Origin of the sequence: Streptomyces winkii (genome assembly GCF_032248595.1) — a bacterium.
Taxonomy (GTDB): domain Bacteria; phylum Actinomycetota; class Actinomycetes; order Streptomycetales; family Streptomycetaceae; genus Streptomyces; species Streptomyces winkii.
In genome coordinates this window covers 753,315-777,219 of sequence record NZ_JASTTH010000001.1, presented here as the reverse complement: position 1 = coordinate 777,219, position 23,905 = coordinate 753,315, and the positions used below count along the sequence as shown (strand labels likewise).

Below are 23,905 nucleotides of genomic sequence, written 5' to 3'. Positions count from 1 at the left end.
GGGCACATCGCCGGATTCCGCCGAAGACCCTTCGCCCGCAGTGGTGTTGCGGTCGGGAGATCCTCGACCCCGGGACGGGTTACGGCTGTTCTGTCAGCTAATGTCCGTTGCCGACGGCCGGTCATGGGGAAAGCGGGTCGTAACCGACGGCCCTCGTCAGGTACAAAGGTCGATTACACCCCTCACCCGGGGACCGGGGCGCGTGTGCGGCGCGCCCGGCGTTCGCTCTTCTCCCCTCTGGGCCTTGCCCCGGGGGGACCCTTCCTCCGGGCCGCGGTCCGGAGGACCCGCCCCCTCGGCCCAACGGCTGGGGGAACCCGCCCCCCGGCCTGGCGGCCTGGGGACCCCCGAACCGGGCGGCAGCACCGCCCGGGGCTCCCACCAGGGCCGAGGGGCCGCGGCCGGCGGACGTGGTGCCCGCCCGTTCCTCAACCAGGGAGCGGCCACTCTCAAAAGCTTTTTTCGACAAAGGGGTTCGACAAGTGGCAGCGGAGATCGTCAATTCGAAGGACGGACTGGACGAGGACGTGATCGATCCGGCCTTCGCCCTGCACCGCGGCGGAAAGATGGCCGTCCAGGCCACTGTCCCGGTGCGCGACGCGGAGGAGTTGTCCCTCGCGTACACGCCCGGCGTCGCCAAGATCTGCAGCGCCATCGCACGGCAGCCCGAGCTCGTCGACGACTACACCTGGAAGTCCCAGGTGGTGGCCGTCGTCACCGACGGCAGCGCGGTGCTGGGGCTGGGCGACATCGGCGCGGAGGCATCCCTCCCGGTGATGGAGGGCAAGTGCATCCTCTTCAAGCAGTTCGGCGGCGTCGACGCGTTCCCGGTCGCACTGGACTGCCGCGAGACCGACGAGATCGTGGACACCGTCGCGCGTCTCGCACCGTCCTTCGGAGGCGTCAACCTGGAGGACATCGCGGCACCCCGGTGCTTCGAGATCGAGGCCAAGCTCAAGGAGCGCCTGGACGTCCCGGTGTTCCACGACGACCAGCACGGCACGGCCATCGTCACGCTCGCGGCGCTCCGCAACGCCGCGCGGCTGACCGGGCGTCTGCTGGGCGACCTTCGTACGGTCGTCTCCGGCGCGGGCGCGGCGGGTTTCGCGATCGCCAAGATCCTCGTGGAGGCGGGCATCGGCGACGTCGTCGTGTGCGACCGCAAGGGCGTCGTCTCCGAGGACCGCGGCGATCTCACGGACGTCAAGCGTGAGTTGGCCCAGTTCACCAACAAGGAGAAGCGCACCGGCTCCCTGGAGTCGGTGATGGACGGCGCCGACGTCTTCATCGGCGTCAGCGGCGGGACGGTCCCCGAGCCGGCGGTGGCCACGCTCGCGAAGGACTCGTTCGTCTTCGCCATGGCCAACCCGAACCCGGAGATCCACCCGGACGTCGCCTCGAAGTACGCGGCGGTCGTCGCGACGGGCCGCAGCGACTACCCGAACCAGATCAACAACGTGCTCGCCTTCCCCGGCGTCTTCGCCGGCGCGCTCCAGGTGCGGGCGACCGACATCACCGAGGGCATGAAGCTCGCGGCGGCCGAGGCCCTGGCGGCCGTGGTCTCCGAGGAGTTGAGCCCCGACTGCGTCATCCCGTCGCCGTTCGACGAGCGGGTCGCGCCGGCCGTGACGTCCGCGGTCGCCGCGGCCGCACGGGCGGAAGGCGTCGCGCGCCGCTGAGCGGTGCGGCGCCGCCGCGTGCGTCATGAGTACGCCAGGGGGCGGTACGGGCAGGGAGTGCCCGTACCGCCCCCTGGCGCGTGTGCGGCCGGTCCGGCGCGGCCCGCGCGGTGCCCGGGCCCTGCCTCATCCCCCGGCGGGCGGCGCCTGCTTGAGGCCCAGCACGAGCCCGTCGAGGGGCGAGCTCCACACCACCCGCGCCTCCGCGAAGCCCGCGGCGCGCAGGAGTTCGGCGTGGCGTGCCGGGGACTGCACCTCGCCGTCCGAGTGGTCGCCGGCGAGCGGGTTGCCGATGGTGCGGAAGCGCTCGGCTACGGCGTCCGCCACCGCGGGCTCCCGGGACAGCTCGTCCCACCAGGCGGCCCAGTCCTGCGTCCCCGCCTCCTGTGCCCGGTCGCGGCGCGCCTTGTCGAAGGCGTGTGCCGCCTCGTTGATGCGGGGCGTCGTCTCGTCCGGCATGTGGTCGGCGTTCATGAAGACGCCGCCGTCGCGGAGCACGCCCGCGATCTGCCCGTACAGCACGCCCAGTTCGTCCGTGCGCAGCCAGTGCAGCGCGGTGGCGGTCAGCACGGCGTCGTACGAGCGGTGCGGGAGCTTCCTCGTCCACTCCGGGTCGGTCAGGTCGGCGGTCACGAACTCCGCGCGCTCGTCCCCGGCGAAGTGCCCGCGCGCGATCATCAGCAGAGCGGGGTCGAGGTCGACTCCGGTGGAGCGGGCGTCCGGCATGCGCCGCAGCAGGCGCCCGGTGATGCTGCCGGTGCCGCACGCCAGGTCGAGCACGGCAGGGCCGGCCCCGGCCCCGCGCGGTGCGGCCAGCGCCTCGGTCATGTCGAGCATGACGCGGAAGCGCTCTTCGCGGTCGGGGAGGTAGAACTCCTGCTGACGGTCCCAACTCTCCTGCCACGCCCGCCAGTCCGCCTCGGCACCCGCGATGCCGTCGCCCGCGTACACAGCCACGCCGTCCTCCCGAATGTAATACCCTCACAGCAAGCTCGCTCATTACCGGACAGCGCCGACGATAGACCAGCGGCCGTAAGGACCACAAGTGGAACTGAACTATTACTCGGACTTCGCCGTGCGCCTCGTCAACACCGAGCAGCCCGAGCGCGGCGAGGACACCCTCACGTCGGTCGAGTCCGTACGGGAGCTGTGCGGGCCCAGCAAGCAGACGGCACGCCGCGCCACGGAGGCGGACGTGGGCAGGCTGCGCGCCGTGCGGACGCGGCTGCGCGCCGTCTTCAGCGCCGCCTCCGAGGGCGACGAGACGCGCGCCGTGGACCTGCTCAACTCGCTGCTCATGGAGTTCCCGGCCAGCCCGCAGATCAGCGGCCACGGCGACCTCGCGCCCGACGGGCGCACCCGCTGGCACATGCACCTCGCCGAGCACCCCGCCACGGCCGCGGCCGGCTACACCGCCACCGCCTGCATGGGGCTCGCCTTCCACCTCACCGACCTCGGCGTGGACCGGCTCGGCATCTGCCAGGCCACGGCCTGTAGCAAGGCGTACCTGGACACCTCCACGAACCGCTCCCGGCGCTACTGCTCCGACCGCTGCGCCACCCGGGCCAACGTCGCGGCCTACCGCGCCCGCAAGCGCCTGGAGGGCGGACCGGGACGGGCGGCCGGCGGCAGCGCCACGAGCGGCCGCACCGCCGAGAACAGCCACAGCAGTACGGGCCGCAGGGAGCGCTGAGGGCCCTCCGGCGGGCGCAGCCGCAGCCACGCGCGCGCGACCAGCAGATCGTCCGGCACGGGCCCGAACTCCCGGCTGTCGTTGCGCACTCGCGGATTGTCACCGACCACCCACCAGCCACCCGAACGGCGCTCGACGGCCCGCTTGACGATGAGCAGATCGTGCTGGAGCGGATGCCGCAGCAGCACGACGGCACCGGGGCGCACGCGCGAGCCGTACTTCACGACCAGCCGGTCGCCGGGGCGCAGCGTCGGCAGCATCGACGGGTTGTAGACCTCGGCGAGCCCGATCCGCTTCAGCAACCCGCTCAACGCCTCGCTCCTCCGCTGTCCGCACCCTCGCGCTTCCGCGCCCGCTCCGGCATCTGTGCGCCTCACCTCGTGCCCGTCCTCACGTTCACCCAACACTGGACTTTTGTCCTAAGCCCTCGGGGGCACACGCGAAAAGGCCTCCCCTACGGAGTAATCTCACAGGTGAGAAGACGATCACGAGGAAGGACGGCTCTATGCTTTCCCGTCTGTTCGCGCCCACGGTCAAGGTCAGCGCCCACTGCGACCTTCCCTGCGGTGTCTACGACCCTGCCCAGGCCCGCATCGAGGCGGAGTCGGTCAAGGCCATCCAGGAGAAGTACCAGGCCAACGACGACCCGCACTACCGCGCTCGGGCCACCACGATCAAGGAGGAGCGGGCCGAACTCGCCAAGCACCACGTCTCGGTGCTGTGGAGCGACTACTTCAAGCCCCCGCACTTCGAGAAGTACCCGGACCTGCACCAGCTCGTGAACGAGACCCTCAAGGCCCTCTCGGCCGCGAAGGGCTCGACCGACCCGGCGACCGGCCAGAAGGCGCTGGACTACATCGCCCAGATCGACAAGATCTTCTGGGAGACGAAGAAGGGCTGAACGCCCGTTGTCTCTCCGGGTCTTCCACCGCACCCGGTCCGCGTCCGTCCGTCTCGTACGGGCAACACGCGGGCCGGGTGCGGTGCTTCGTGCGTGACCTCGGCCACGGCAGACGAGCCCGCATGAACGGGCGTCTCCTCAGGGGCCCTTGTGCCTCAGCCGCCACAGCGACGTGACCTCCGCGCCACGCGCGGCGTGCAGAGGGTCCGAGGGGTCGGCGGAGCGCGGGTGCCGCGGGTGGGTGTCCTCGCGGCCGGCGACGGCGAGGCCCGCCGCGTCCACCCAGCCGAGCAACTCCTCGCGCGTACGCAGCTGGAGGCGCTCCGCGAGGTCGGAGAGGATCAGCCAGCCCTCACCGTCCGGAGCGAGCCGGTCCGCCAGCCCGGACAGGAAGCCGCGGAGCATGCGGCTGCCGGGATCGTAGACGGCGTGCTCCAGCGGCGAGGCCGGCTTCGCGGGCAGCCAGGGCGGGTTGCAGACGACGAGAGAAGCCCGCTCGCCGCCCGGCGGGAAGAGGTCCGCGGCCACGACGGTCACCTGCCCCGCCACACCGAGCCGTTCGATGTTCTCGCGGGCGCAGGCCAGCGCCCGCTCGTCCTGGTCCGTCGCGACGACACGGCCCACGCCGCGGCGTGCGAGCACCGCGCTGAGCACGCCCGTGCCGGTGCCGATGTCGAACGCGAGCCCGTCCGGGGGCAGTTCGGTGCGGGCGACCAGGTCGACGTACTCGCCGCGCACCGGTGAGAAGACCCCGTACGCGGGGTGCACGCGCTCCCCGCCGAGCGCCGGAACCGCCACGCCCCGGCGCCGCCACTCGTGCGCGCCGATGACGCCGAGCAGTTCGCGCAGCGGCACCAGCGAGTGCCCGGCGGCGCCCTCCGGAGGGCCGTACGCCTCGGCGCACGCCTCGCGCACGTCGGGTGCCCGGCGCAGCGGTACGGCGTAACCAGCGGGCGCGGGACCGCAGTCGAGCGGCACGAGCAGCATTCCGAGCACGCGTGCCCGGCGCGACTGCGCCTGCCGCAGGAGGTGGAAACTCTCGCGCGGGGTGCCGCCCGCCCTGGCCGGCTTCCGGTCGACTCGGCGGCCCAGCGCGGACAGCAGCTGCCGTGCCCCGTGGTAATCGCCGCGCCACAGCAGCGCGGTGCCCTCGCAGGCAAGCTTGTAGGCGGCGTCGGCGGTCGTGCGGTCGTCGGCGGGACGTACGTGCCGGGGCGGCTTCGCGCCGCTCTCCGAGCGCCACAGCGCCGTCCGTTCGCCGCCGTTCTCACTCCACACGGCCGTCTGCCGCTCGCGCTCGCTCACCGGCTCAGCCTATGGCGGCCGCCGGCCTGACCGGCGGCGTGCGCACCGCGCCCATGCTGGCGACGATGACGAGCGCGATGGCCACCAGCTCCAGCGGCTCCAGGCGCTGACCCAGCACCAGGAAGCCCGCGGTCGTCGCCGCGACCGGCATCAGGCTCATCAGCAGCGCGAAGGTGGCCGCGGGCAGCCTGCGCAGCGCGAAGAGGTCCAGCGTGTACGGCACGCCCGAGGAGAGCACCGCGACCGCCGCGCCGAGCCCGAGCGTCACCGGATCCAGCAGTGCGCGGCCCGAGCTGGCCAGGCCCAGCGGCGCGCTGAGCAGTCCGGCCAGCGCCATGGCGATGGCGAGGCCGTCGGCCTTGGGGAAGCGGGCGCCGGCACGGGAGTTGAGGAGGATGTACGCGACCCAGATGGCGCCCGCGGCCAGCGCGAAGGCGGTACCGGCGAAGTCGACGCTGCCGAAGCCGCTGCTGCCCAGCAGATACACGCCCGCGAGCGCGAGCACCGCCCACAGCAGGCTCAGCAGGCGGCGCGAGCCGACGACGGACAGGACGAGCGGGCCGAGCAGTTCCAGCGTCACGGCGGGACCGAGCGGAATCCGCTCGATGGCCTGGTAGAAGAGCGCGTTCATGGCGCCGAGCGCGATGCCCAGGCCGGTGACGGCGCCCCAGTCGCGACGCGTGTGGCCGCGCAGCCGCGGCCGGCACACCGCGAGCATGAGCAGCGCCGAGAAGAACAGCCGGAGCGTGACGACGCCGAGCGCGCCCGCACGCGGGAAGAGCGTGGCGGCCACCGCCGCCCCGAACTGGAGCGACATGGCGCTGCCGACGACCATTCCGACCGCGCCGACGCGGCCCTGGCCATGCCGCGCGTACGGACTCGGGCCGCCAGGCGGTGGCGCGGGCGGCCCGGCCGGGGCCGGGCCCCGGTTCTGCGCGGCGGCGCTGTCAGCAGAGGTCATGAGCCCACGTTATGACCGCCGCGACGGCCTGTGAAATGCGTCTCGGCCTGCGGCTATGCTCCGGACGCATGACCGCCGAACTCCGCCACCTCCGCGCCTTCCTCGCCATCGCGGACGCGGGGAGCGTGACATCCGCGGCCGCGGCGCTCCGGATGAGCCAGCCCGCCCTCTCCCGGACTCTGCGTCAGCTCGAATCGCACCTGGGCGTGCGGCTCGTGGAACGTACGACGCACCATCTCGAACTGACCACGGACGGGCGGCGCTTCCGCGACAAGGCGACCACCGCCGTCGCCGCCGTCGAAGAGGCGCTGGACCCGGCACGGCTGCGCCCGTGGCCGCTGCGGCTCGGCCACGCGTGGTCGGCGTTCGGGAGGCACACGACGCCGCTGCTGCGCCGCTGGAAGGAGGAGTATCCGCAGACGCCGCTGGAGCTGCTGCGCGTGGACGAGCGGACGGCCGGCCTGCTGAGCGGCAAGGTCGACGTCTCGCTGGTACGGGCGCCGGTGATCCCGCGGGACGCCGAGGGCCTCCTCGGCGAGTGGCTGTGCAACGAGCAGCGCGTGGCCGCGGTCCCCGCGGACAGCGAACTGGCCGCCAGCACCGGCCCGTTGAACCTCGGAGCCCTCGCACACCACCCCATCGCCCTGAACACGGTCTCCGGCCTGACCACGCTCGACCTGTGGCCCGAGGAGATCCGCCCCGACCCGGACACGGCGGTGCTCGTCGCCAACACCGACGACTGGCTGGGCGCGATCGCGGCGGGCAACGCCGTCGGCGTCTCCACGTCCGCGACGGCCGAGATGCACCCGCATCCCGATGTCGTCTACCGGCCGCTCGCGGGCACCGGCGACGTACCGCTGATGCTCATCTGGCGGGAGAGCCCCATCGGTTCGGGACGACCTGGACACCCTGCCGTACCACAGCTCGTACGGGTGGCGCTCGACGTGCTGGCCGAGGATGAAGAGGGAACCGCCTGATCACGGCATACGTTGGGACGAGCAGGACGGAACACGACGGAAGGGGTGTCCGGGCCCCACGCCGGCACGGCTCCCCCAAGGCGACGCAGGCACAGGAGGCAGGACGATGGCAGGTTTCCTCGACAGGGCCAAGGAGCAGGCGCAGCGCGGACTCGCGCAGGGCAAGGAGAAGATGGAGGAGGTTCAGGCGCAGCGGCAGGGCGGAGATCTGCTGCGCCGCCTGGGCGCCGCGTACTACGCCGAGCAGCGCGGCAGCGGCTCCTCCGCCGAGGTGCAGCAGGCGCTGTCGGCGCTGGAGCAGCACATCGCACAGCACGGGGACGGCTTCCTGCGCAACGCATGACGCCTGACGCGAGGAGCGCGAAGCGGTGCGTTCCTGGTTCGGGCCCCCCGGCCCCCGGCCCGCGGAGTGCGCGCGCCGGGGGCCGGTCTGCGGGCCGGGCCGAGACGGACCGGACGAGCCGTCAGCCCGGACGGTGCCGAGTGACCGGAAAGGCCGGGCATCCGAACAGGCCGGTCAGGCCCGGCCGACGGCTATCCGAACCGCAGCCGGTACAGCATCAGCAGCGCCGCCGCGGTGTTCGCGGCGGGAATCTCGCCCTGGGCGATGAGTTCCGGCGTCTCCTTCAGCGGCACCCACTCGCGCTTGTCCGACTCGAAGTCGTCCTCGGGATGGCCCTCGTAGTCGGCGCCGTCCGCCCAGTAGATGTGATGCCGCGCGTCCGTCAGCCCGTTGGCGGGCTCGACGGTCATGAGGTGACGCAGCGGTCCGGGCCGCCAGCCCGTCTCCTCCAGCATCTCCCGTGCCGCCGCGGCGGCGATGTCCTCGCCGTCCTCGACGACTCCGGCCGCCAGCTCCCATCCCCAGCTGTCGGTGATGAAGCGGTGCCGCCAGAGCATCAGCACCTCGTTGCGCTCGTTGACCGCGGTGGCCATGGCCACCGGACGCAGCCTGATCACGTAGTGATCCAGATGACGGCCGTCCGGCAGCAGCACGTCCGCGAGATTGACCCGTAACCACTGGTTCTCGTACACCGTGTGTTCACCCAGGTTCGTCCATCGCACGTATGTGCCCCCTTCCTGACGGAGGTTGGGCACATCCCAGCACGCCGCGGCGTCCCTCTGACAGAGGCGCCGCCCGGCCACCCTCCCGTCAGAGAGGCACCCGCAACGTCTCCTCGATCAGCTCCGCCGCATGGGCGGCCGGCGTCCCGGGATACCGGAGCAGACGCTCCCGGACCTGCCGCATGCGCTGCCGCAGCAGCTGTGATTCGATGCCCTGCGCCTGATCGGCCATCCGCACCGCCGTCTCCGCAGCGCGTTCCGGCGACCCGGAGCGCAACTCGACGCCCGTGAGCGTGGCCAGCCGGTTGACCCGGCCGCGCACGTGAGCGGGTGCCCCCGCGGCCTCCTCGGCATACCGCCGGGCCGGGTCGAGCTCTCCCAGTACCAGCAGCGCCTCCGCCAATCGCACCTGTACCAGGCCCGGTTGAACGTAGCCGGTCTCCTCCGGCTCCTCCTCGGGACGTATGCGAGTGGAGCAGGTCTCCGCACTGCGCATGCAGCTGTGCGCACCCCTGCGATCGCCGATGCGCGCGTACGCCTTCGCCTGCATCGCGTAGAGGTCCGCGGCGAGCGCCGGTGTGGACTGCGGACCCGCCGTGCGTAACACCGCCTCGGCGCAGGCGATCGCGCGCCGGTTGTCGCCGAGGTAGAGCGCCTGGTTGACGAGGAGCGAGACGACGTAGCCGCCGAAGAGCCGGTCGCCGGAGGCCTTGCCGAGGCGCAGGGCCTGGTGGAAGTACCGCTGGGCCAGGCCCTGTTCGCCGGCGTCGTAGGCGCAGATGCCGCTGACGGCGGCCAGCGCCCCGGCGGCGCGGCACAGTTCGCGGCCCGTGCCGTCGTCGTAGTCGCCGCGCAGCAGCGGCGTCACCTCGCCGGTCAGGAAGCCGACGACGCGGGGGCGCGTGGCGACGCCTCCCGCGTTGCGGTAGAGGTGCTCGTAGTGGCCGCGTGCGGCGTGCAGCAACGCGACGTCCACGTCCGAGACTTCACGTTTTCCCCGGTGGGAGACGTCCACGTCGTCCGGCGGATTCTCCCAGTCCCACACGGGTGCGACCGCCGCCGCACCAGTGAGCAGGGCGGGCCCCGGGGCGCCCGCGTGCAGCTCGTCGGAGCGCCAGGAGACCGCCGCACGCTCCACGAACCGGCCCAGCGAGGCCCGTTCGTCTTCCTCCCCCACAGCTCCGGATGCGGGTGCGGAAGGCGGCGGGGCGCCCGGAGGTCCGGCCATCCCTATGTCGGCGAGGGTCAGCGTGCGCTCCAGCCGCGCGCCGAGCACCTCGCATATCAGCTCCGGCACGCGGCCACGGGGGCGCTGGCCCTTGAGCCAGCGTGCGACAGCCGTGTGATCGTAACGCAGAGTGACATCACGCTCCGCACCCAGGCGATTGACTCTCATCGCCAGACCGGCCCTGGAGATTCCGGACTGGTCAAGCAGTACGTCCAGTTGACTGTTGGGCTCCATCTCGCCCTCCGGTCGTCCATCCCTTGTTTCAGAGAGTAACGGACAATCGTTCACACGGGGTGTGAAAGTCGCACCTGTGCGTGCGCACGGCACATGCTCCCGAAGAAGCGGAGGCTGCGGTTCGCTGGGAAGCACTCCGTACGTGACGTCGCGTAGGGAGCACACGAGGAGGGATACCAGTGAACGACCCGATCCGATTCCGTTTCGTCTTCGGCCGGGGGGCCTGTCATGCGGCCCGCTGAACGCCACCGCCGGGACCCGACGCCGAACGGTGCGCTGCGCGCGTTACTCGAGGAGAGCGGCTGGACGCAGGAGGCCTTCGCCCGGGCCATCGGAAGACTGGGCGCCGAGGCCGGAGTCCGGCTCGGCTACGACCGCACGTCCGTCGCCCACTGGCTGCGCGGCAGCCGTCCCGCGCCCCGCGTGCAGGGCTTCATCGCGGAGGCGCTCTCCCGGCGGCTGGGCCGCCCGATTCCGGTGACCCAACTGGGCATGGGCGACGGCCGTTTCGGCGGCCCCGGTCCCCGTCCCCAGCTCGCGGAAGGCGTCGCGAAAGCCGTCGCGGAGGACGAAGTGATGGGCGAACTCGCAAGGCGCGGCGCGCAGTTCGGCGACGAGTCCGGCACGCGCTCCTCGGCGCTCCACGAGCAGGCGGGCCCCGCCGACCAACTCGCCGCCCTCACAGCCGCGGTGGTGGGACCGCCGCGCGCCGACCCGCCGCCGCCCGCCCCGTACAGGCTCACGCTCCTCCCGCCCGCAAGCACGGCACCGGGTGCGCCGGGTACGCCGGGAACACTGCGAGGGCGCGGCGTCGGCGACGAGCCCACCGAGACGCCCGAGCCTCTCCGTCCCCGTCCGCCCCGGGCACACTTCCCCTCCCTCCCCCGGGGCGGACGGCCCCCACGGCGCACCACTCCGGACGAGGTCGCCTCCGTACGGGAGCACGCCCGCTTCTTCGCCCAGCAGGCGGACCGCCACGGCGGCGGCCACATCCGCACGCCGCTGGCCGCGTCCCTGGCAGGGCTGGTGCGCCGGCTGCGTACGGGAGGAGAGGGCCCGTACCACCCCCAACTGGTCGCGGGGGCGGCCCGGTTGAGCTATCTGCTGGCGCGCGTCTACGCGGACGAACAGCGCCACGGGCTCGCCCAGCGCGCCTTCGGCACCGCCGCGCAGCTGGCCGCCGAGGGGGACGACCCCGAGGGCGTCGCGCTCGTCCAGCGCGCGCTCAGCTCGCAGGCGTACCAGCTCGGGCACCGGCGGCAGAGCCTCGCCCTCGCTGAGTCCGCGTGCCAGGCTGCGCCCGCCGACGTGGCGCCCTCGGCGCGCTCGTTCCTGTACGCGGGGCTCGCGGTGGCGCAGGCCGCGGAGGGCGAACGGCGGGAGGCGCTGGCGGCGTTGCGCCGCGCCGAACACGAACTCGCCCGCGCGCCGGCCGACTTGACCACCGGTCCGGAGTCGCCCGACGGAGGCGAACCGGTCGGCGCCTACCAGGACGCCGCGCTGCACTACCAGGCGGGCCAGGTGCGGGCCGCCCTCGGCGACCGCGACGGCGCCATCCGCGAGTTGCGCGCCTCGCTGTCCTCCCGGCCCTCCGGCGAACGGCGCTCCCGTGCGCTCAGCGAGGCGGAGCTGGCCGAACTGCTGCTCGCCGGCGGGCGATTGGAGGAGGCGTGCTCGGCGTGGGAGGGATTCCTCGACGACTCCGCTCTCGTAAGGTCCGGGCGGGCCCGCCGCGCCCGCGACCGGATGCCGCGCCTGCTGCGCCCGTACGTCCAGGAGCGTTGCGTGCAGGGTCTGTTGACGCGTACGGGCTTGCCCCTGAAGGCCACGGGAGCGGAGTAAGCACCCGGCCGGATGGGCATCACCCTCGAACACACGAGAGCGTAAAGGGAAGGTACGGGGCAGAGATGGCCACACCCATCACAGCAAGCGCCTTCATCACAGCCCTGGAGAAGGAGGGCGTGACGGTCGAGGAGGTCCGCGACTGGCGCAACCACAACCGCAACCACAAGGGTCCCTGGGGCCCGGTTCACGGCATCATGATCCACCACACCGTGACCAGCGGCGCCAAGGAGACCGTCGACATGGTCTACGACGGACGTTCCGATCTGCCCGGCCCGCTCGCGCACGGAGTCATCACCAAGGACGGCACGGTGCATCTCGTCGGCCACGGCCGCGCGAACCACGCGGGGCTCGGCGACGACGACGTGCTACGCGCGGTGATAGCGGAGGACGATCTGCCCAAACCCAACCAGATGAACACAGACGGCAACCGGTACTTCTACGGTTTCGAGTGCGAGAACCTCGGCGACGGCGACGACCCGTGGCCGGACGAGCAACTCGACGCCATCGAACGCGCCGCGGCCGCGCTGTGCAGGCATCACGGATGGAACGAGGGCTCGGTCATCGGGCATCTGGAGTGGACGAACCAGAAGTCCGACCCGCGCGGCTTCACCATGGACGCGATGCGCAAGCGCATCGCCGCACGCCTGAAGTGAGGCCGGTCTGAGGCCGGAGGAGTCCGGCCCGGGGTGACCGCGACGGGAGGGGCGCACGGCGCGACAATGCACAGGTGAACAGCCGCGCCCAGGCCCCTCCCCCGCGTCCCCCGCGCACCGGTCCCACGCCCCCCGGCGAGACCGGCGGCGACGGCGGTACGGACGGCGCCGGCAGACCGGGCGGCCCGGACGGCTCGGGCGATTCAGGCGCCGACGCGCTCCTCGCCGCGCTCGATCCCCCGCCCCGGCTCCCCTCGCCGCTCCAGGAGATCGACGACGAGCGCTTCGCGCGCCACGGAGTCCGGCTGCTGCTCAAGCGCGACGATCTGATACACCCCGCCCTTCCGGGCAACAAATGGCGAAAACTCGCCCCTAATCTGCGGGCCGCACTCGCGGGCGGCCACACGTCCTTGCTGACGTTCGGCGGCGCCTACTCCAACCATCTGCGCGCGACCGCGGCCGCCGGCCGGATGCTCGGCCTGGCGACCGTCGGCGTCGTACGCGGGGACGAACTGGCCGGGAGGCCGCTCAACCCCTCCCTGGCGCGCTGCGAAGCCGACGGCATGCGGCTGCACTTCGTCTCCCGCTCCGACTACAGACGCCGCCACGACCCGGACTTCGCCGCGCGGCTGCTCCGCCGCACCGGAGAGGCCGGCGCCGCACCGGAGGCGTTCCTCATACCCGAGGGCGGCAGCAACTCCCTTGCCGTGCACGGCTGTACGGCGCTGGGCGAGGAGCTGCACGGCCGCACCGACGTCGCCGCCGTCGCCTGCGGCACGGGCGGCACCCTCGCCGGTCTCGCGGCCGGTCTCGCCGCGGGGCAGAGCGCGCTCGGCGTCCCCGTACTGCGCGGCGGCTTCCTCGGCGACGAGGTCCGTGAGCTGCAACGTTCGGCCTTCGGCGGCCCACGCGGCGAGTGGCGGCTGGACGAGCGGTTCCACTTCGGCGGCTACGCGCGCGGCAGCGCCGAACTGGCTGAGTTCGCGGACGACTTCGCCGCCCGGCACGGCCTGCCGCCACTGGAACCCGTGTACGTCGCGAAGCTGCTGTTCGGTCTCACGGCGCTCGCCGGCGAGGGGGCCTTCGCACCCGGCACGACCGTGACGGCCGTTGTCACAGGCCCGCGTTAGCGTGGACGCATGATCAGATCCGCGGTGCCGTCCGACGTGCCGGCCATCCACGCGATGATCCGCGAACTCGCCGAGTACGAACGGGCACCGGAGCAGGCGCGCGCCACCCCGCAGCAGCTGCACGAGGCGCTGTTCGGCGATCACCCCGCGGTCTTCGCACTGATCGCCGAGGAGGACACGGAGAGTCACCCCGTCGGTTTCGCTCTGTGGTTCCTCAACTTCTCAACCTGGACGGGCACTCACGGTGTGTATCTGGAGGACCTGTACGTCCGGCCCTCCGCACGCGGCGCCGGGCATGGAAAGCAACTGCTTTCAGCCCTTGCCGGAATCTGTGTCGAACGGGGTTATGAACGCTTCGAGTGGTGGGTATTGGACTGGAACGAGCCCTCAATCGGTTTCTACAGATCGCTAGGCGCCGAACCGATGGAGGAATGGACGGTATTCCGCATGTCCGGGGAACCCCTGAGGAAGCTCGCCGGTGGCAACGCAGCGTAATCGCTTCGGATTCGCGACCTCCGACCCCTAGCCACAGACAGTACCCATATGTTTACTATGGGTGACGCTCATGTGGTGGGGCACGGTGCACCGTCGTAGATCCGTGCGGGCGACATCAGCTCGCAGATCGCGATAGCGTCGCAGGCGAACCATCGACGGCGTCAGTCCGTTGGTTCTCCGTGGAGGGGATCCACGGACTGCGCGGCGGACCGACGCACTCGTACAGCGAACGAGCCGAACCGGCTTGTGCCACTTTGGAGGTGAGGGTGTCCCAGATCGCAGGTGAGCCCGTGGGGCAGGACGGACAGGACTTCGTCGAGGTCCGGCTTCCCGCTGCGGGTGCCTATCTGTCGGTGTTGCGTACGGCGACTGCCGGACTCGCAGCCCGCTTGGACTTCACCCTTGACGAGATCGAGGATCTGCGGATCGCCGTCGACGAGGCCTGCGCCATCCTGCTCCAGCAGGCGCTGCCGGGCTCGGTGCTCAGCTGCGTCTTCAGGCTCGTCGGCGATTCCCTCAGGGTCACCGTCTCGGCACCCACGACCGACGGCAGGGCACCGGAGCGCGACACCTTCGCCTGGACGGTCCTCTCCGCCCTTGCGGGCGAGGTGGATTCGGCGGTGTCCGACGACCGCACGGTCAGCATCAGCCTGCACAAGAAGCGCGGTGCGGGCCCCGGAGCGCCGTGACTGACCACGGGGCACGGGAGCATTGGGCAGGCCGCGTCGGTGCGGCGGCCGACCCGGTCGTGCCTGAGCAGGCCAGGCCGCACCCCGCCGACCCCAGCACTCAGCTACCGGAGCAGGCAGAGCGGGCGGACGCGATGGACATGCAGCAGCAGGAGACGCACGGACACGGCACCGCGCACGCGCATGAGCACGGGTCCGGCCAGCACGGCGCGCGCACGGCGAGGGCCGCGCAGTTCGCGCACTTCGACCCGCACGACCGCAGCGGGGCGCGGGCCATGTTCATCGCGCTGCGCAACCTGCCCGACGGCTCCCCCGAGCGGGCCGAACTGCGCAACCATCTCGTGCGGATGCACCTTCCGCTGGTGGAGCATCTGGCCCGCCGCTTCCGCAACCGCGGCGAGCCCCTCGACGACCTCACACAGGTCGCGACGATCGGGCTGATCAAGTCGGTCGACCGCTTCGACCCGGAGCGCGGCGTGGAGTTCTCCACGTACGCCACCCCCACCGTCGTCGGCGAGATCAAGCGGCACTTCCGCGACAAGGGCTGGGCGGTGCGGGTTCCCCGCCGCCTCCAGGAGCTGCGTCTGTCGCTCACATCCGCGACGGCCGAGCTGTCCCAACTGCACGGCAGGGCCCCGACGGTGCACGAACTCGCGCAGCGGCTGTCGATCTCCGAGGAGGAGGTGCTGGAGGGCCTCGAGTCGGCCAACGCGTACAGCACTCTCTCCCTCGACGTACCCGACACCGACGACGAGTCGCCGGCCGTCGCCGACACCCTGGGCGCGGAGGACGACGCCCTGGAGGGCGTGGAGTACCGCGAGTCCCTCAAGCCTCTCCTGGAGGAACTGCCGCCGCGGGAGAAGAAGATCCTGCTGCTGCGCTTCTTCGGCAACATGACGCAGTCGCAGATCGCGCAGGAGGTCGGCATCTCGCAGATGCACGTATCGCGCCTGCTGGCACGCACGTTGGCGCAGCTGCGCGACAGACTCCTCGTCGAGGAGTGAGGTCCGGCACCCCGCACGCCGGCATCGACGACCACCGCCCGCACCGCCCGCCCGCACCCGTGGGCCGGGCGGTGCGGGCGTTCGTGAAGACTGCGTTCGTGAAGACGGAGCGGGCGGTCAGGCGTCGCGCGGGCCGATGCCCAGCGCCTCGGTCGCGGTGGGGTTGACGAGGCAGGCGAGCACGGCGACGCCCGTCAGCGCGATGACGATGCCCCCGGCGGTCCACACCCCGCCGTTCTGCGCCATCTGGTAGCCGCTCGGCAGCACGATCAGCTGCACGATCATCGACGGGCCGCGGCTCCACCGGCGGCACAGCCACAGCCCCCTCGCGGCGGCCAACGGCAGCAGCGACAGCGCCAGTACGGTCACCGCCAGTGTCACCGCCTGCACCATTCCATCCGGTTTGTCCGTCACCAGCTTCACCAGCGACACGACGCCGAACGCGGCGACGACCGCCCCTTCGAGCGCGGTCAGCGCGGCAGCGGCCGTGAGCCGCCGTGGACGGTCGGAGTGGGAGCGAGGCTCGTTCGGTGTCGGCACAGTGAAGAGCCTAGTCCCACGCGTGCAGACGTCCGCAACGCCCGGGGCGGGTCCGCCGCCGATAGGTACGCTGCCCTCCATGCGCGCACTCCTCGTCGTCAATCCGGTCGCCACCACCACCAGCGTGCGGACCCGTGAGGTGATCACCCACGCCCTCGCGAGCGACCTCAAGCTGGACGTCGCGACGACCGAATCCCGCGGCCACGCACGCGAACTCGCGCGGCTGGCGGCGCAGAACGGCGAGACCCGACTGGTGATCGCGCTCGGCGGGGACGGCACCGTCAACGAGATCGTCAACGGACTGCTGCACGAAGGCCCCGACCCCGAAAGACTTCCGCGCCTCGCGGTCGTCCCCGGCGGCTCCACCAACGTCTTCGCCCGCGCCCTCGGATTGCCCAACCAACCCGTCGAGGCCACCGGCGTACTGCTGAACGCCATCGAGTCGGGACGCGAGCGCACCATCGGCCTCGGCCTCGCGTCGGGAGTGCCCGGCACGGATGACGCCGGCGTGCAGCCCCGCTGGTTCACCTTCTGCGCCGGCCTCGGCTTCGACGCGGGAGTGGTGGGCCGCGTCGAACAGAAGAGGGAGCTCGGCAAGCGCTCCACCCACGCCCTCTACGTACGGCAGGTGTTGAAGCAGTTCGCGAAGGAACAGCACCGCAGCCGGGGCACGATCAGGCTGGAGCGGGAGGGCCACGAACCGGTCGAGGACCTCGTGGCCTCGATAGTGTGCAACACCGCCCCGTGGACCTACCTGGGCAACCGCCCCGTCTACGCCGCCCCGCACGCCTCCTTCGACACCGCTCTCGACGTGCTCGGACTCTCGCGCCTCACGCCGCTCGCGATGGGCCGGTACGGCACCCAGCTCCTCACCTCCAGCCCCGAGCGCGGGCCGCGGGGTAAACACGCGGTAACCCTCCACGACATCAGTGACTTCACCTTGCATTCGCAGGTCCCACTGCCCTTTCAGATGGACGGTGACCACCTGGGGGTGCGGAACAGCGTGAACTTCACAGGCGTACGCCGTGCACTGCGTGTGATTGCTTAAGTCGAAGGCCCGAAAGTCCTTCCACTCGAACGTTTAGGCCAGGGTCCACCCCCTGGAAGTACGACTGTGAGTGATGCGACACCAAGGAATCAAAAAAAACTTGGCGGAAGGGGTTGTATCCGCCGCCGAGGTTTGCGAGTCTCTTCATGGCGATCGGGCGGCCCCTCACGGCGGCCCCCAGGCGTCCGAATCCTCTCTCTCATTCCATGGGACCCGTATCACAGTTGATCGGAGCCCCTTCCCTTGCGGGAGGATTCGTGAAAGCGTTCACATTCACAAGCCAAGCACACTCACGAGGAGAGGTAGCAGCCATGGACTGGCGTCACCACGCCGTTTGCCGCGAGGAAGACCCCGAGCTGTTCTTCCCCATCGGCAACACCGGTCCTGCGCTGCTGCAGATCGAGGAAGCGAAGGCCGTCTGCCGTCGCTGCCCCGTCATGGAGCAGTGCCTGCAGTGGGCCCTGGAGTCCGGTCAGGACTCCGGTGTCTGGGGGGGCCTCAGCGAGGACGAGCGCCGCGCGATGAAGCGCCGCGCCGCTCGCAACCGGGCGCGGAACAACGCCGCGACCGCCTGAGACTGACGCCCACACCCGGCCACTTGCTGCATCCCGAGCCGCAGCGCGCAGTGCCACGAAGCGCACCGCGTTCATAGAGAACCCGAGCCCCGGACCTTCGAGGTCCGGGGCTCAGCGTTTCGGTCCCGACACGTTTCCGTCTCGATACGTCTTCCTCGATGCGTCGAGCGCCTCCCCCAACACGGCTCGCCCGGCTCAGCGTTCGCGCTTCTCGACCGAGACCGGGAGGTCGAAGACCACGCGGGTGCCGCGCACGGGTGCGGGGAGCATGTCGAACTCGCCGCCCAACTCGCCCTCGACCAGCGTCCGTACGATCTGCAGCCCCAGGTTGCCGGTGTGCTTCGGCTCGAAGTCGTCGGGCAGGCCTCGTCCGTCGTCCTGGACGGTGACCAGCAACCGGCCCTGCTCCTTGCCCTTGGCGGCGGTGCGCACCGCGCCGACCTCGATCGTGCCCTGCTCGCCCGGACCGAAGCCGTGCTCCAGGGCGTTCTGGAGCACCTCCGTCAGCACCATGGACAGAGGGGTGGCGACCTCCGCCTCCAACACCCCGAAGTGGCCCGTGCGATGGCCGGTCACGCGGCCTGGCGAGATCTCGGCCACCATCGCCAGCACCCGGTCGGCGATCTCGTCGAACTCGACGCTCTCGTCGAGGGTCTGGGAGAGCGTCTCGTGGACGATGGCGATCGAACCGACCCTCCGTACGGCCTCGTTGAGCGCGTCGCGGCCACGGTCGGAGTCCATTCTGCGGGCCTGGAGACGCAGCAGCGCGGCGACAGTCTGAAGGTTGTTCTTCACCCGGTGGTGGATCTCGCGGATCGTGGCGTCCTTCGTCATCAACTCGCGCTCGCGGCGACGCACCTCGGTGATGTCACGGAGCAGGATGAGCGAACCGATGCGGCTGCCCTTGGGTTCGAGCGGAATGGCGCGCAACTGCACGACGCAGTCCTTGGCCTCGACCTCCGCGCCGCGCGGGGCCCAGCCGCTCGCGAGCTTCACCAGCGCCTCGTCGACGGGGGCACGCGACGGGGCGAGTTCGGCGGTGACCTGCCCGAGGTGCAGCCCCACGATCTCGGTGGCGAGCCCGAGCCGGTGGTACGCGGACAGGGCGTTGGGGCTCGCGTACTGGACGACGCCGTCGGCGTCGAGCCGGATCAGACCGTCGCCGACGCGCGGCAGGTGGTCGATGTCGAGCTGCTGCCCGGGGAAGGGAAAGGTGCCCGCCGCGATCATCTGGGCGAGGTCGGACGCGCTTTGCAGATACGTGAGTTCGAGGCGGCTCGGGGTGCGGACCGTCAGCAGGTTGGTGTTGCGCGCGATGACCCCGAGGACGCGGCCCTCCCTGCACACCGGGATGGACTCGACCCGTACGGGCACCTCCTCGCGCCACTCCGGGTCGCCCTCGCGCACGATCCTGCCCTCGTCCAGCGCGGCGTCGAGCAGGGGCCGCCGGCCGCGCGGCACGAGGTGGCCCACCATGTCGTCCTGGTGGGACGTGGGCCCGGTGTTGGGCCGCATCTGGGCCACGGAGACGTAGCGCGTGCCGTCGCGCGTGGGCACCCACAGCACGAGGTCCGCGAAGGAGAGGTCCGAGAGCAGCTGCCACTCGGAGATCAGCAGGTGCAGCCACTCCAGGTCGGTGTCCGAGAGGGCCGTGTGCTGACGTACGAGGTCGTTCATGGAGGGCACGGCGGCGAGCCTACCGGCGGGGCGAGCCGTGCGGCGGCGGGCCGCTCGCGTGCCCGTTCTGTGCGGCTTCCGTGCGCCTTCCGCGGACGCCTGCGCGGATCCACTCACGACGCGACGAAATCCGTTGCGGAAGCCACCCGGTCTTCGTCGTCTCGTGATGAATATCGGCGATGGCATGGACAGACAGGAGTGGTCTAGTCCACAATGAACCCGTAGTAACAAGGCTTCTGCTCTCCCCGCACAGGAGAGCGGAGAGAGACCCGGGCGTCGTCTGCCCTGATTGCGCCGTGGTCTCCGGCATCGGGCTACGGTGCCGGGCGGGTTGAGGGTCCCGCTCCGGCACCGTGGCCCGACGTGTTGTACGGGCCGCTTCTCCCCGCGTACTGACGGGCCGCGCTCAGCGGGTCTCCGTCACCTTGGCCAGCGCACGCGGTGCGTCCGGGTCCTGGCCGCGGGCGATGGTGACCTCGTACGCGAGCATCTGGAGCGGGATGATCTCGAGGATCGGCTGGAGCTCCTCCGGGAGACCCTCCGTGGGGAGGGCGAAGCCCGCGGAGGCGCGGGCCACTTCCTCTCCGCCGCCGATGACGACGAGGTCGGCGCCGCGGTCGCGGAGCCGTTCGAGCACGGGCTGAAGCGCCTCGCCGCCCTTGCCGTCCGTCACGACGGCGATGACCGGCGAGATGTTGTCGACCATCGCCAGCGGGCCGTGCAGCAGATCGGCTCCCGAGTACGACAGGGCGGGGATGTAGCTGGTCTCCATCAGCTTCAGCGCCGCCTCCTTCGCCGTCGGGTAGCCGTAGCCGCGGGAGGTGAGCACCATGCGCTCGGCGAACCGGTAGCGCCCCGCGAGCGCCTTGACCTCCGCCCGGCGGTCGAGCACGGACTGCGCCAGATCCGGCAGCAGTTCGGCCTTGCCCGCGCCCTGGCCGCCGCGCATGCCGTCCACGAAGAGGTAGAGCGCGAGGAGTTCGGCGGTGTAGGTCTTCGTCGCCGGCAGCGCCTTCTCGGCGCCCGCGAGCACGTCGATGTGGAACTCGCTGACCTCCGCCAGCGCCGAGGCGGGGTTGTTCGTCACCGCGAGCGTGAGCGCGCCCGCCTCGCGGGCGGCCTTCGTCGAAGCGACGAGGTCCGGGGAGCCGCCCGACTGGCTCACCGTGATGACGAGGCAGTCGGTGAGGTCCGGCCTCGCCCCGTACGCCGTGGTCGTGGACATCGAGGTCAGACCGCAGGGCTTGCCCAGCAGGATCTCCAGCAGATACTTCGCGTAGAGCGCCGCGTTGTCGGACGTACCCCGTGCCGTCAGGAGCACGAAGCGGGGGCTGCGGGCCGCGACCTCCTCGGCGATCTCACGGATCCTCGGCGCTCCCTCGTCGAGGATCCGGCGCAGTACGGCCGGCTGTTCGGCCATCTCGCCTGACATGACCTGGCCCGGCGCGCCGCCGAGCCGGCCCGTCGACGAAGACTGCTCGGGTGTCGATGCCGGCGTGGCGGACATGCTGGCTGCCTCCGTTGTGAGGTGTCGGGTACTGGGTGCGGTGACGCGCGAGCGGGTGGACGGACGGGACGACGCGGCCGGCCGGCGCCGGGTGTCAGCCGCCGGTGGTCTCACCGGCGATGACCTCGGCGGCTGCCCGTCCGCACACGCGGGCGGCTCCGTGGGTGGCGATGTGCAGCGCACCGGCGGGCGCCGCCTGCGGCACTCCCATCTCGACCACGACGGTCTCCGGGCGTGACGCGAGCAGAGCGTCCAGGGCGTCCGCCATCCACTGATGACGGTGCACGTCGCGAACCACGGCGACGATCCTACGGTCCGCCGCATCCGCGAGCACGGTTGCCGCCAGCCCGGACGCTCCGCCGGCGGCGGCGTCCGCGTCGGCGGCGCCGTACATGGCGGTGGCGGTGCCGGGCAGCAGCCGCGCCAGCTCGGGGCCGACGCCCCACGGGGTCTCACCGCCGACGGCGATGTTCGCGGTGGGTGTGAACGCGGCGACGAACGGCGCCCCGGTGAGCGGTTCGTGGGAGCGCGTACCGGCGGGCGTGATCCGCAGCGCGCGGCGCGCCGCTTCGAGGCCGACGCCTCCGGCCGCGCCGTCGCCCGCGCGGTCGGCCTCAGTGGGCGCGGGCTCGGGCGCCGCCGGGCCGGCACCGCTCGTCCAGCGCGCGAGCGCCCGTACCCGTGCGGCGGCGTCCGCCAGGCGCTGCTCCGTCAACTCGCCGTCGTGCACGGCCCGTACGAGGGCGTCACGCAGCCGCAGCACCGTCTCCTCGTCCGCCAGTCCCCCGCCGACGCAGAGCGCGTCGGCTCCCGCGGCGACGGCGAGGACGCTTCCCCGTTCGAGCCCGTAGGTGCCGGAGATGGCCTGCATCTCCATGCCGTCGGTGACGATCAGGCCGGTGTGGCCGAGTCCGCCGTCCTCCCGTGACGCGCGTAGCAGGCCCATGAGCGCGGCGGAGCTGAGCGTGCCCGGCAGTGCCTCGTCGAGGGCGGGGAGCAGGATGTGCGCGCTCATCACGCCCTTGGCGCCCGCGTCGATCGCGGCCTGGAACGGTACGAGTTCGCGCTCGCGCAGGGTGTCCATGCCGGCGTCGATGCGGGGCAGCGCGTGGTGGGAGTCGACGGCGGTGTCGCCGTGCCCCGGGAAGTGCTTCACGCAGGCGGCGACGCCGGCCGCCTGGAGCCCCTCGACGTACGCGACCGTGTGGCGCGCGACCAGCCGCGCCTCGTCGCCGAACGAGCGCACGCCGATGACCGGGTTGTCCGGGTTGGAGTTGACGTCGGCGGACGGCGCCCAGTTGAGGTTGACTCCGCAGGCCGCGAGGCGGCGGCCGAGTTCGTGGGCGACGGCGCGGGTGAGGGCCGGGTCGTCGACGTGGCCGAGGGCGAGGTTTCCGGGGAAGGAGGAGCCCGTACGCGCTTCCAGGCGGGTCACGTCCCCGCCCTCCTCGTCGATCGCGACCAGCACCTCGGGCCGGACCTCGCGCAGCTGCGCGGTGAGCGCAGCGAGCTGTTCCGGCGATTCGATGTTGCGTCCGAACAGGCCCACGGAGGTGAGCCCTTCGCCGAGCTGCCGCAGCAGCCAGTCGGGTGCGCTGGTGCCGGTGAAGCCTGGCTGGAGCACGGTGAGGGCGTCGCGGGTGAGGCTCTCGGTGCCGGTTGCGAGCGTGGTCATGTGGCGCATTGTCCCTTCACTGATGGCCCTTCGCTGGGAGATCTGCCGGGGGGTGCTCGGGCCTCACCTGTCCCTTCTGGCTCCATTCATCCCTTCACAGCCGCCTCTTCACGGCTGTCGCTTCACGGCCGTCACTTCACGGCCGTCCGGTCACATCCGTCTCCTCACGGCTACCCCTTCACCGCGCCGGCGGTGAGCCCGCTGACGGCCTTGCGCTGCAAGTAGAGGAAGAGCAGCAGGATCGGCAGGGCGAAGAGCGAGGCGGCGGCCATCGTGGCGCCCCAGTCGTCCCCGAACGCGGTCTGGAATCCGGAGAGCCACAGGGGCAGTGTCTGGGCCTGTGCGTCCTTGTTGAGGATGAGCACCATCGGGAACTCGTTCCAGGCGGTGATGAACCCGAAGAGCGAGGTGGCCATCAGGCCCGGCGCCAGCAGCGGGAAGATGACCCTGCGGAACGCCTGGACCCGCCCGCAGCCGTCCACCATCGCCGACTCCTCCAGCTCCTTCGGTACGGCGGCGACGTAACCGCGCAGCGTCAGGACGGTCAGCGGCAGAACCATCACCGTGTAGAAGAGCGTGAGCGGCACGAGGCTGTCGAGCATCCCGGCGTCCCGCACGGTCATGTAGATCGCGATGACCATGACCTCCCACGGCGCCATCTGCGCGACCATGAAGGTGAGGATGATGCTCCGCCGCCCCGCGAAGCGCATGCGGGCGAGCGCGAACGCCGCGAACAGCGCGATGAGCAGCGCGAATCCGACGGCGAGCAGCGTCACCGTGACCGAATTCCGCACCAGCGTCAGGAAGTTGTCCGCCTGTACCGCGGTGGCGAAGTGCTCCAGCGTGGGCCGCGACGGGAACCAGACGGGGCTTTCGCTGACGATGTCGCTGTTCGGTTTGAACGCCGTGCTGAACATCCAGTACACGGGGAAGACGAAGCCCGCGAAGAGCACGAGCGCCGTCGCGTTGGGCCACACGGCCGCCCAGGTCAGGGCACGGCCGCCGGGCCGCGCACGCGGCCGCA

24 protein-coding genes are annotated in these 23,905 nt (G+C 71.6%); 13 read left to right on the top strand and 11 right to left on the bottom strand.

Annotation, left to right across the window (positions count from 1 at the left end):
* Positions 1-482: 482 nt before the first annotated feature.
* Complete coding sequence (locus tag QQM67_RS03560; protein ID WP_314172024.1) at positions 483-1,679, top strand: NAD(P)-dependent malic enzyme; 1,197 nt, start codon at positions 483-485, stop codon at positions 1,677-1,679.
* Between the two features lie 126 nt (positions 1,680-1,805).
* Here QQM67_RS03560 and QQM67_RS03555 read toward each other — a convergent pair whose 3' ends face one another.
* Positions 1,806-2,636 carry a methyltransferase domain-containing protein gene (locus tag QQM67_RS03555; protein WP_399065078.1) on the bottom strand — a complete coding sequence of 277 codons (831 nt, stop codon included), beginning with the start codon at positions 2,634-2,636 and terminating at the stop codon, positions 1,806-1,808.
* A gap of 88 nt (positions 2,637-2,724) precedes the next feature.
* Between QQM67_RS03555 and QQM67_RS03550 the strand changes: the two genes are divergently transcribed.
* Positions 2,725-3,372, top strand: a complete 648-nt coding sequence (locus QQM67_RS03550) for a CGNR zinc finger domain-containing protein (protein ID WP_314172023.1) — start codon at positions 2,725-2,727, stop codon at positions 3,370-3,372.
* On the opposite strand, the gene sodX is transcribed toward QQM67_RS03550, so the two are convergent.
* Positions 3,258-3,683, bottom strand: a complete 426-nt coding sequence (sodX, locus tag QQM67_RS03545; RefSeq protein WP_314172022.1) for a nickel-type superoxide dismutase maturation protease — start codon at positions 3,681-3,683, stop codon at positions 3,258-3,260. The two genes, QQM67_RS03550 and sodX, sit on opposite strands and share 115 nt — an antisense overlap.
* A 194-nt stretch (positions 3,684-3,877) precedes the next feature.
* On the opposite strand from sodX, the gene sodN reads away from it, so the two are divergent.
* Positions 3,878-4,273, top strand: a complete 396-nt coding sequence (sodN, locus tag QQM67_RS03540; protein ID WP_241061428.1) for a superoxide dismutase, Ni — start codon at positions 3,878-3,880, stop codon at positions 4,271-4,273.
* Positions 4,274-4,411: 138 nt separating this feature from the next.
* On the opposite strand, the gene QQM67_RS03535 is transcribed toward sodN, so the two are convergent.
* The gene (locus QQM67_RS03535) at positions 4,412-5,578 is read right to left on the bottom strand and encodes a class I SAM-dependent methyltransferase (protein ID WP_314172021.1); all 1,167 of its coding nucleotides are present in this window, start codon (positions 5,576-5,578) and stop codon (positions 4,412-4,414) included.
* Positions 5,579-5,582: 4 nt separating this feature from the next.
* On the bottom strand, positions 5,583-6,539 hold the full coding sequence (locus tag QQM67_RS03530; protein ID WP_314172020.1) for an EamA family transporter: 957 nt from the start codon (positions 6,537-6,539) through the stop codon (positions 5,583-5,585).
* A gap of 68 nt (positions 6,540-6,607) precedes the next feature.
* On the opposite strand from QQM67_RS03530, the gene QQM67_RS03525 reads away from it, so the two are divergent.
* A complete protein-coding gene (locus QQM67_RS03525; RefSeq protein WP_314172019.1) occupies positions 6,608-7,516 on the top strand; it encodes a LysR family transcriptional regulator in 909 nt (302 codons plus the stop codon).
* Positions 7,517-7,622: 106 nt separating this feature from the next.
* On the top strand, positions 7,623-7,859 hold the full coding sequence (locus QQM67_RS03520; protein WP_314172018.1) for a hypothetical protein: 237 nt from the start codon (positions 7,623-7,625) through the stop codon (positions 7,857-7,859).
* A 191-nt stretch (positions 7,860-8,050) separates the two neighbouring features.
* Here QQM67_RS03520 and QQM67_RS03515 read toward each other — a convergent pair whose 3' ends face one another.
* Positions 8,051-8,581 (bottom strand): NUDIX hydrolase, encoded by a 531-nt coding sequence (locus QQM67_RS03515; protein WP_314172017.1) that lies wholly within the window; start codon positions 8,579-8,581, stop codon positions 8,051-8,053.
* An 88-nt stretch (positions 8,582-8,669) separates the two neighbouring features.
* Positions 8,670-10,043, bottom strand: coding sequence for a transcriptional regulator (locus QQM67_RS03510; RefSeq protein ID WP_314172016.1), 1,374 nt, complete (start codon positions 10,041-10,043; stop codon positions 8,670-8,672).
* A gap of 228 nt (positions 10,044-10,271) precedes the next feature.
* Here QQM67_RS03510 and QQM67_RS03505 point away from each other — a divergent pair, with 228 nt between their 5' ends.
* The 6 genes from QQM67_RS03505 to QQM67_RS03480 all read left to right on the top strand — a co-directional run bounded on the left by QQM67_RS03505 (position 10,272) and on the right by QQM67_RS03480 (position 15,859).
* On the top strand, positions 10,272-11,885 hold the full coding sequence (locus QQM67_RS03505; RefSeq protein ID WP_314172015.1) for a helix-turn-helix transcriptional regulator: 1,614 nt from the start codon (positions 10,272-10,274) through the stop codon (positions 11,883-11,885).
* 65 nt (positions 11,886-11,950) lie between these two features.
* Positions 11,951-12,541: an N-acetylmuramoyl-L-alanine amidase gene (locus QQM67_RS03500; protein WP_314172014.1), complete on the top strand. Its 591-nt coding sequence runs from the start codon at positions 11,951-11,953 to the stop codon at positions 12,539-12,541.
* A 269-nt stretch (positions 12,542-12,810) separates the two neighbouring features.
* A complete protein-coding gene (locus tag QQM67_RS03495; RefSeq protein WP_399065233.1) occupies positions 12,811-13,671 on the top strand; it encodes a pyridoxal-phosphate dependent enzyme in 861 nt (286 codons plus the stop codon).
* A 9-nt stretch (positions 13,672-13,680) separates the two neighbouring features.
* On the top strand, positions 13,681-14,166 hold the full coding sequence (locus tag QQM67_RS03490) for a GNAT family N-acetyltransferase (protein WP_314172012.1): 486 nt from the start codon (positions 13,681-13,683) through the stop codon (positions 14,164-14,166).
* A gap of 266 nt (positions 14,167-14,432) precedes the next feature.
* Positions 14,433-14,855: an ATP-binding protein gene (locus QQM67_RS03485; protein WP_055486106.1), complete on the top strand. Its 423-nt coding sequence runs from the start codon at positions 14,433-14,435 to the stop codon at positions 14,853-14,855.
* The gene (locus QQM67_RS03480; protein ID WP_399065068.1) at positions 14,852-15,859 is read left to right on the top strand and encodes an RNA polymerase sigma factor SigF; all 1,008 of its coding nucleotides are present in this window, start codon (positions 14,852-14,854) and stop codon (positions 15,857-15,859) included. The genes QQM67_RS03485 and QQM67_RS03480 overlap by 4 nt, the downstream gene beginning before the upstream one ends.
* Positions 15,860-15,976: 117 nt before the next feature.
* On the opposite strand, the gene QQM67_RS03475 is transcribed toward QQM67_RS03480, so the two are convergent.
* Positions 15,977-16,399, bottom strand: a complete 423-nt coding sequence (locus tag QQM67_RS03475; protein ID WP_314172011.1) for a hypothetical protein — start codon at positions 16,397-16,399, stop codon at positions 15,977-15,979.
* Positions 16,400-16,478: 79 nt separating this feature from the next.
* Here QQM67_RS03475 and QQM67_RS03470 point away from each other — a divergent pair, with 79 nt between their 5' ends.
* Together QQM67_RS03470 and QQM67_RS03465 are read left to right on the top strand one after the other, a co-directional pair.
* Positions 16,479-17,447, top strand: coding sequence for a diacylglycerol/lipid kinase family protein (locus QQM67_RS03470; protein ID WP_314172010.1), 969 nt, complete (start codon positions 16,479-16,481; stop codon positions 17,445-17,447).
* 311 nt (positions 17,448-17,758) lie between these two features.
* Entirely contained in the window at positions 17,759-18,022 is a 264-nt protein-coding gene (locus QQM67_RS03465; RefSeq protein WP_016469673.1) for a WhiB family transcriptional regulator, read from the top strand.
* 195 nt (positions 18,023-18,217) lie between these two features.
* Here the strand turns inward: QQM67_RS03465 and QQM67_RS03460 are convergent, their stop codons facing one another.
* The 4 genes from QQM67_RS03460 to QQM67_RS03445 form a co-directional block, all read right to left on the bottom strand.
* Positions 18,218-19,699 (bottom strand): sensor histidine kinase, encoded by a 1,482-nt coding sequence (locus tag QQM67_RS03460; RefSeq protein ID WP_314172239.1) that lies wholly within the window; start codon positions 19,697-19,699, stop codon positions 18,218-18,220.
* A gap of 406 nt (positions 19,700-20,105) precedes the next feature.
* The gene (locus QQM67_RS03455; RefSeq protein WP_314172009.1) at positions 20,106-21,206 is read right to left on the bottom strand and encodes an SIS domain-containing protein; all 1,101 of its coding nucleotides are present in this window, start codon (positions 21,204-21,206) and stop codon (positions 20,106-20,108) included.
* 94 nt (positions 21,207-21,300) lie between these two features.
* Positions 21,301-22,881 carry a glycoside hydrolase family 3 protein gene (locus QQM67_RS03450; RefSeq protein ID WP_314172008.1) on the bottom strand — a complete coding sequence of 527 codons (1,581 nt, stop codon included), beginning with the start codon at positions 22,879-22,881 and terminating at the stop codon, positions 21,301-21,303.
* A 170-nt stretch (positions 22,882-23,051) separates the two neighbouring features.
* On the bottom strand, positions 23,052-23,873 hold the full coding sequence (locus tag QQM67_RS03445; RefSeq protein WP_314172238.1) for a carbohydrate ABC transporter permease: 822 nt from the start codon (positions 23,871-23,873) through the stop codon (positions 23,052-23,054).
* Positions 23,874-23,905 lie beyond the last annotated feature (32 nt).